Genomic DNA, 6,418 nt, shown 5'->3' with positions numbered 1-6,418 from the left:
AGCACTGGGTAATCATGCTCAGGTAAGCTTTTGAGAATAGGTTTGACGATTTGAGAGAATGAGCGTAACATTGGTGTATTACTTTTTGATTGTTTGGGGTAAGAATTACATCTTCTTACCCCTTTTTTATAACCTGAATCTGTCATTCAACACTTCTGGATTTTGCCATGTGCCTTAACAAGCGTTTCAGACTAGGTTTTCTTTAGTTAAAGAGGTGCTTCTTTATACTTTGCACAGTTCACCACTGAGGCTACTGGGCTAAGCAATGATAAGCCATTCAACCCAAAACGGTCTAACCGTTCCGGCTAAATCAATGAAATTTGGACTTCGTTCGATCGGCACTCGCTTGTTTGTGGCGGTGATTTCTGCCGCTGCCATTGGTCTCGGCAGCTTAGGGTATTTATTTTATAGTGAGCTGAAGTCTGTTCGGATTTTGCAACTAACGTCGGAAACGGATAACAAGGTTCGACATCTTGATGCGGAGCTGCTCAGTGGTGAAACTTTTTTAAAGAGTTTGGTTTCCGCAACAATCTTCTTGCACGATAGTGGTGTGCGATCGCCCGAGGCTTACGAGAAATTAGTACTTTCATTTATGTCAGCTCGTCCTAAGCTGATCACCGGATTTGGGGTGATGCAGTTCCCCAAGGGTTTGGTCGATCGTGAGTGGTTTGGGCCCTATATTGAAGAATTTATTCCCGATCGCGGGGTTACCCTGGCTCAAAATCCTAAATTTACGCTGGTTGATCTATGGGCAGTAGATCAATATCCCAAGATGCAATATTTTAAAGACGCGGTTAAGGCCGATCGCTATCTTTGGTCAAAGCCTTATATGAATGATAATTATCCCATTCCGCTCATGACCTTTTCAGGGACGATTCGTAATCAAAAAGGTCAATTAATTGCCGTGATGAACGGAGATATTAATATTGATGATCTTAATAAAGATATTGATGCTAGTGATCTTAATTTGAGTCAAGATGATCCTTCATTCAATAGCAATGGCTACCATGCCCTAATCACAAAAAATGGGCAACTCTTGAGTTATTCTCTTGATCCTCGTCAGGCTGCCCAAATGGCTAATGTTTCATCCATTCCATCCCTAAAACCGGTTTGGGAACAAATTCGTTACCGAATTAACCAAGGCATTGAAAAATCGCATTTTGAATCTGATTCAATCTATTGGGTTTATCAAACAGTTCCCAGAACTCAATGGGTGATGCTGGAAGCGATTCCCTATGAGACGGTTGCCAAGCCTGCTCTGCTAGGAGCTATTAGCGCCACAATCATTGCAGCCGTCTTTTTGCTTTTGGTTGTTTGGTTATTTATTCGATTTTTAAATCGCCGTTTGCAACCCATTTTAGATGTTTGTGATCGCACGATCGGGGATCATAGGGACATCAACAATTCAGGCGATGAAATTAGCCATTTGTCTGATGTCTTTTTCAATATGGTTAATCAGCAGCAAACCCTACTACGAAAGTTGCAAACAGCCAACAATCAACTCGCGCAGTCAAATCGACTGAAAGATAATTTCTTGGCAACCATGAGCCACGAACTCCGCACTCCGTTAAATACAATTTTGGGAGTGGCGGAAATTTTGCAAGAGGGCATCTTTGGTGGAGTTAATAAGCAACAGCACAAAGCCTTAGAAAATATTGAAAAAAGCGGCGCGCATCTTCTAGACTTAATTAACGATATTTTGGATATTGCCAAAATCGAGTCGGAATTTTTGGAGCTGAATTGCACGACCGTCGCGATCGGGGCGCTTTGCACATCAAGCGTGGCATTCATTCAGCCCCAAGCCGAACAGAAGAATATTCGACTGGAAACCAATCTATCGCCTAATTTGCCAGATCTATATATCGATGAACGTCGTATCCGCCAAGTTTTGTTGAATTTGCTCAATAATGCCTTTAAATTTACGCCAGAAGGGGGACACATCACCCTAGAAGTGACTGGCCAAAAGGAAGAGGGCGAGGATGAGGCAGAAAAAAATGGAGAATTACAAAAATATTTTGTGCGAATTTCGATCACTGATACGGGTATTGGGATTGCGCCAGAAGATATCAAGCGTCTTTTTCAGCCGTTCGTGCAAATTGATAGTGCCCTCAATCGTAAATATGAGGGAACGGGTTTGGGTTTGGCTCTGGTGAAGCGAATTGTGGAACTTCACGGTGGTCGTGTGGGGTTGACCAGTGAAGTGAATGTGGGTAGTTGTTTTACGATCGATTTGCCTTATATTGAAACGCGATTTTCCGTTGGGCGAGAACAAGAAGGCAAGCCCAATTTACAGAGCGACTCAGACCAAAAATTGAGGTCTCTTGCCCCCTAATGCCTGGCGTTGGAGAAGAGACTCAAAATACTGATGCAATCTTTTTTGGGTAATCGGAAATTCAGGGATTTGCGAAATTTGCTAGGCGATCGGCTTGGTGTCCATGGCGGCAAGTTGGGCGATCGGTTGCCATGCGGTCACATCAGCCAGGAGGCTTTCATAGCCCAAATCATTGGGGTGCAAACCATCGGAGCCGAGGCGCTGTTCAACCCAGGAAGCCCCACGCGCGAGCCACAATTCAAAACAGTCTAAAAACGGAATCCGTCGCGCCTCACAGGCCCGACGGATCACTTCTTTATATTGATACTGATCGGCATGGTTGTAATACAAACACTCTAAAAAGGGCATTTTGCTGGGGTTGACGGGAATCATGCCGACAAACAAGACGGGGCAGAGGCCCTGGGCCCGATCGAGCAAGGCTTCCACTTGCGGGCCAAAGATTTCAATGGGGGTCATGTTTTTGCCATCGGCCCGGCCCACTCGCGGCGAATCATTGGTGCCCACGGAAAGAATCAGGCGATCGGGCAGGCGATTGCGCAACTCGCCCCGGCTGCGAAATTCCAACTCCAGTCGATCGCTCACTTGGCTCACCTTGTCGCCCCGAACGCCCAAGTTATAAATCACATGGCCGGCTGAGTCGGGAGCCATCCACTGGCGGCGCAATCGTTCAACCCAACCGCCGCCACTGAGATCGCCGTAGCCATAAATCACACTGTCGCCCATGGCAATGATGCGGAGGGGTTGCGGTTGCTTGGGCCGAAATGGAGTCACCACGGCGTTATGGCGCATGACAGGAGACGCGATCGGAGCTTGCATAGGCTGCGGCGTGGAACGCGATCGAGAAAGGAATTGAGCCGGAATGTATCACTGCTGGGATGCTTGAGGCAATCACCCATCCCTAATCATCCTCACAGTGGGATTGAGCCTGATTCCGGGTCAAAGGAGCCGATCGGGACAGTTTTGGCGATGGTTTTGGCGATGGTTGCGGCGGCTGGGTCAAGGCTGGGCAAATTCGGTTGGGGCAAAGTTGGGGGACATTCAGGGCGAATCCGGAGCGAATCCGGGGCGAATCCGGTTTGAACCAAAAGAACGCAACAGGCTACATCGGCCACCAAGGGAGTTTGCTAATCTCTCGATCGCCCTTGATAATACGCCCCGGACTGCCCAGGCCCCGACCGCCTCTCCCACCAAACTCCGCTGAACCACCTTCAACCACCCGCAAGTAACCTGCCGTTTCCCATGAGCAAAGTCTTCCGCGAGCTGCTGAAAACCATCGGCAGCGGGCCCCACACAGGCAAAAATTTGGATCGATCGCAGGCCGCCGAAGCCATGCGACTGATGTTGACCCAGGCGGCCACCCCAGCCCAAATTGGTGCGTTTCTGATTGCCCATCGGATTAAGCGGCCCACGGGCGAAGAGTTGGCGGGCATGTTGGATGCTTACGCTGAGTTGGGGCCGCGCTTGGGGCCGATCGCCCTCGATCGGCCCTTGGTCAGCTTTGGGATTCCCTATGACGGGCGATCTCGCACGGCTCCTTTGGGCATCGCCACGGGGTTGATCTTGGCGGCGGCGGGGTTTCCCTTGCTGTTCCACGGGGGCGATCGCATGGCCACGAAATATGGCATTACCCTCACGGAACTGTGGCAGGCCTTGGGTTTGGATTGGACTCGGGCCAGTTGGGAGCAGGTGGAACGGTGCTTGGTAGAACAGGGCCTAACCTACTGCTACCTGCCGAAGCATTTCCCCGAAACCTTGCCCCTGGCGGCCTACCGCGATGAAATTGGCAAACGGCCGCCCCTGGCCACCCTGGAGTTGTTGTGGTCACCCTACCAAGGGCCCCAACATCGGGTGATGGGGTTTGTGCATCCGCCCACGGAACAGATGATGCGTGATGCCTTGGCGCTGCATCAAATTGAGTCTTTCACCACGGTCAAGGGCCTCGAAGGCAGTCCCGACTTACCGCACGATCGGACAGTCATCACGGGATTGGGGCAACCGGGCCGGTTCGATCGCCTCTGTCTCAACCCCTGGGATTTGGGATATAGCCAAAGCAATTTGCCCCTGGGGACGGCTGCTGAATGGGCTGAAAACTTGAGTTCCCTGTTCCAAGGGAGCCATGGCCAAGATCACCCCTGGCGCACCAGTGTGATTTGGAATGCGGGTTTCTATCTTTGGCGACTGAGCAGCGCTGGCTCCGATCGGCCCACTGACTTCACCGATCAAACGCCATTGAAGAATTACTTGGCTCAGGCGGCCACGATTTTGGATCAAGGATTAGCCTGGCAGAAGCTTTTGGATCTGCGATCCCATCTGGCGATCGCCTCAGAATAGGCAAGAATGGGCAAGCAAAATCAACCCCAAACCGGTTAACAATTCCGGCCCAGAGGGGTCTGACTCCCATGTTAGACTCGCATGTGACTCATCAAAACGATCGACTATCGCTCCTCTGCACACGAGCGTCCCATCGGTGGGGCGCTTTTTCGTAGGTGAGCGATCGCTTGCAGGATACCAGACTCGTTGAAACTTTGGGGTTGGGAATCCCGATCGGGGCCCCAAGAGATCCACAAACCATGCATCAATCCAGACTGGATCAATCTAGACTGAAATCTAGACTGAGATTCAGATTGATGATCAGTTTGATGATCAGTAAATTCCTATCGGTGATTAACCATTGGCTATGAACCGCAAACGGCAACCCGCCCGCGATCCCTACCGCGATCGCGACAGTTATCGCAGTGATTATCGGGGAAACGCTCGCGAGTCGGCCGGGCGCGACGCGGATCGCGAACCGAGATCGGAAGGGCGATCGCCCGAACCACCCAAGAAAAAAGGCTTTAACTACACGGTGGTGGCGATTTTGGCCGGCGTGTTCATCCTGGGTATGGGCGTGGGCATTGGGTTCAGCTCTTCGGCCAGTGTTGATCCGCAAAATGTGGCTTCGCGGGAATTTATCGATCGGGCGGCTCCCAACCCGGAACTTTGTGCCCAATTTGGAGCCAGCGCCATTTCCATGAATGCGCGCATTTTTGTGACCCTCAGCCCCTTCAGTGTTTACGTGTCCCAGCCGGAAATGCAGCCCGGTTGCGTCATGCGCAGCAACAACTGGGCCGTGCTGCAACAACGGGGCGTGGTGACGGATAAGCAGATTTCCGAATGCAAAAACCGGATGAATACCTTTGCTTTCACCGGCAGCATTGACAGCAAACCCCGCGTGGACTGTGTTTATCAAAACGACTCGGCGGGGAACCTGTTCTTGAATCAGCCCGGCGTGGTTCCGGCCCAAGAAAGCGATCGTTTCTAGCGTGACCCACGGGGGAATAAAGACGGGATGTTGGCTTATGGATTGGCGATTTTAGTGGCGATCGGGAGCCTGTTGCTCTACGCGATCGCCCTGCGGTTTCCGATCCTGTCACGGCGTAGTGACGTGATTTGGAGCAGCTTTGGCCTGTTTTATGCCCTCGTATTGTGGGTTTGCAGTGGTCAACTGCATGGGGCCGTGCTGCTCAGCCAAGGGGTGGTGGTGGGGTTGATGGCCTGGCAAGGGTGGCAAACCCTGGTGCTGCGCGAACAAGTGGCGCGATCGAGCCTGGATGAGGTGCTGGTTGCCGCGTTGCCCCAGTTCGATCGCTGGGCCGGGTTGCTGAATCTCTTTCGCCCCGGCCAACCTAACTTGACCGGTTGGCAAGCTTTCCGCCAATCTCTCACTGGTTTTGGGATCGTGCTTTGGATCCAGATCCAGACCCAATTGGCCAACCTGCGAGCTTCCCGATCGCCCGGCAGCAGTCCTGCCCCAATGCCCAACTCAGCACCCAAACCAACGCCCAAACCAACGCCCAGCCCAACGCCACCCCCGACCAACGCCGCGACCGCACCGCCTGCTCCGGTTAGCCCCACCACAGGCAGCACAGGGCAAAGTGCAGAGCAAAGCACAGGGCAAAGTGCAGGGCAACCGGTTTACGTGCGCAAGAAATATCGTCAACCGCCGGAAGGCGCGCCCCCCAACCAAACTACGCCGTCGTCTGCTCCCTCCCCTGAGCCTGTGCCCGAGGGTTCCAAGCCCGTTTACGTGCGCAAGAAATATCGTCA

5 protein-coding genes are annotated in these 6,418 nt (G+C 52.2%); 4 read left to right on the top strand and 1 reads right to left on the bottom strand.

Going from position 1 to position 6,418, the window contains the following annotated elements; all coding sequences use genetic code 11:
- Positions 1-313: 313 nt before the first annotated feature.
- Positions 314-2,332, top strand: coding sequence for a sensor histidine kinase (locus tag AMR42_RS12665; RefSeq protein WP_234406987.1), 2,019 nt, complete (start codon positions 314-316; stop codon positions 2,330-2,332).
- A gap of 81 nt (positions 2,333-2,413) precedes the next feature.
- Here AMR42_RS12665 and AMR42_RS12660 read toward each other — a convergent pair whose 3' ends face one another.
- Entirely contained in the window at positions 2,414-3,121 is a 708-nt protein-coding gene (locus tag AMR42_RS12660; protein ID WP_234406988.1) for a GDSL-type esterase/lipase family protein, read from the bottom strand.
- Between the two features lie 450 nt (positions 3,122-3,571).
- Between AMR42_RS12660 and AMR42_RS12650 the strand changes: the two genes are divergently transcribed.
- From AMR42_RS12650 to AMR42_RS21515, 3 genes are all read left to right on the top strand, one after another.
- Positions 3,572-4,663: an anthranilate phosphoribosyltransferase family protein gene (locus tag AMR42_RS12650; RefSeq protein WP_099533963.1), complete on the top strand. Its 1,092-nt coding sequence runs from the start codon at positions 3,572-3,574 to the stop codon at positions 4,661-4,663.
- A gap of 346 nt (positions 4,664-5,009) precedes the next feature.
- Positions 5,010-5,633, top strand: coding sequence for a DUF3172 domain-containing protein (locus tag AMR42_RS12645; RefSeq protein ID WP_099533961.1), 624 nt, complete (start codon positions 5,010-5,012; stop codon positions 5,631-5,633).
- Positions 5,634-5,660: 27 nt separating this feature from the next.
- A partial coding sequence (locus AMR42_RS21515) for a Ycf66 family protein (protein ID WP_304441469.1) occupies positions 5,661-6,418 on the top strand: 758 nt, incomplete at its 3' end.

Origin of the sequence: Limnothrix sp. PR1529 (genome assembly GCF_002742025.1) — a bacterium.
Taxonomy (GTDB): Bacteria; Cyanobacteriota; Cyanobacteriia; order CACIAM-69d; family CACIAM-69d; genus CACIAM-69d.
The sequence above is the reverse complement of the archived record's forward strand: the minus strand, read 5'-3'. Positions and strand labels throughout refer to the sequence as shown.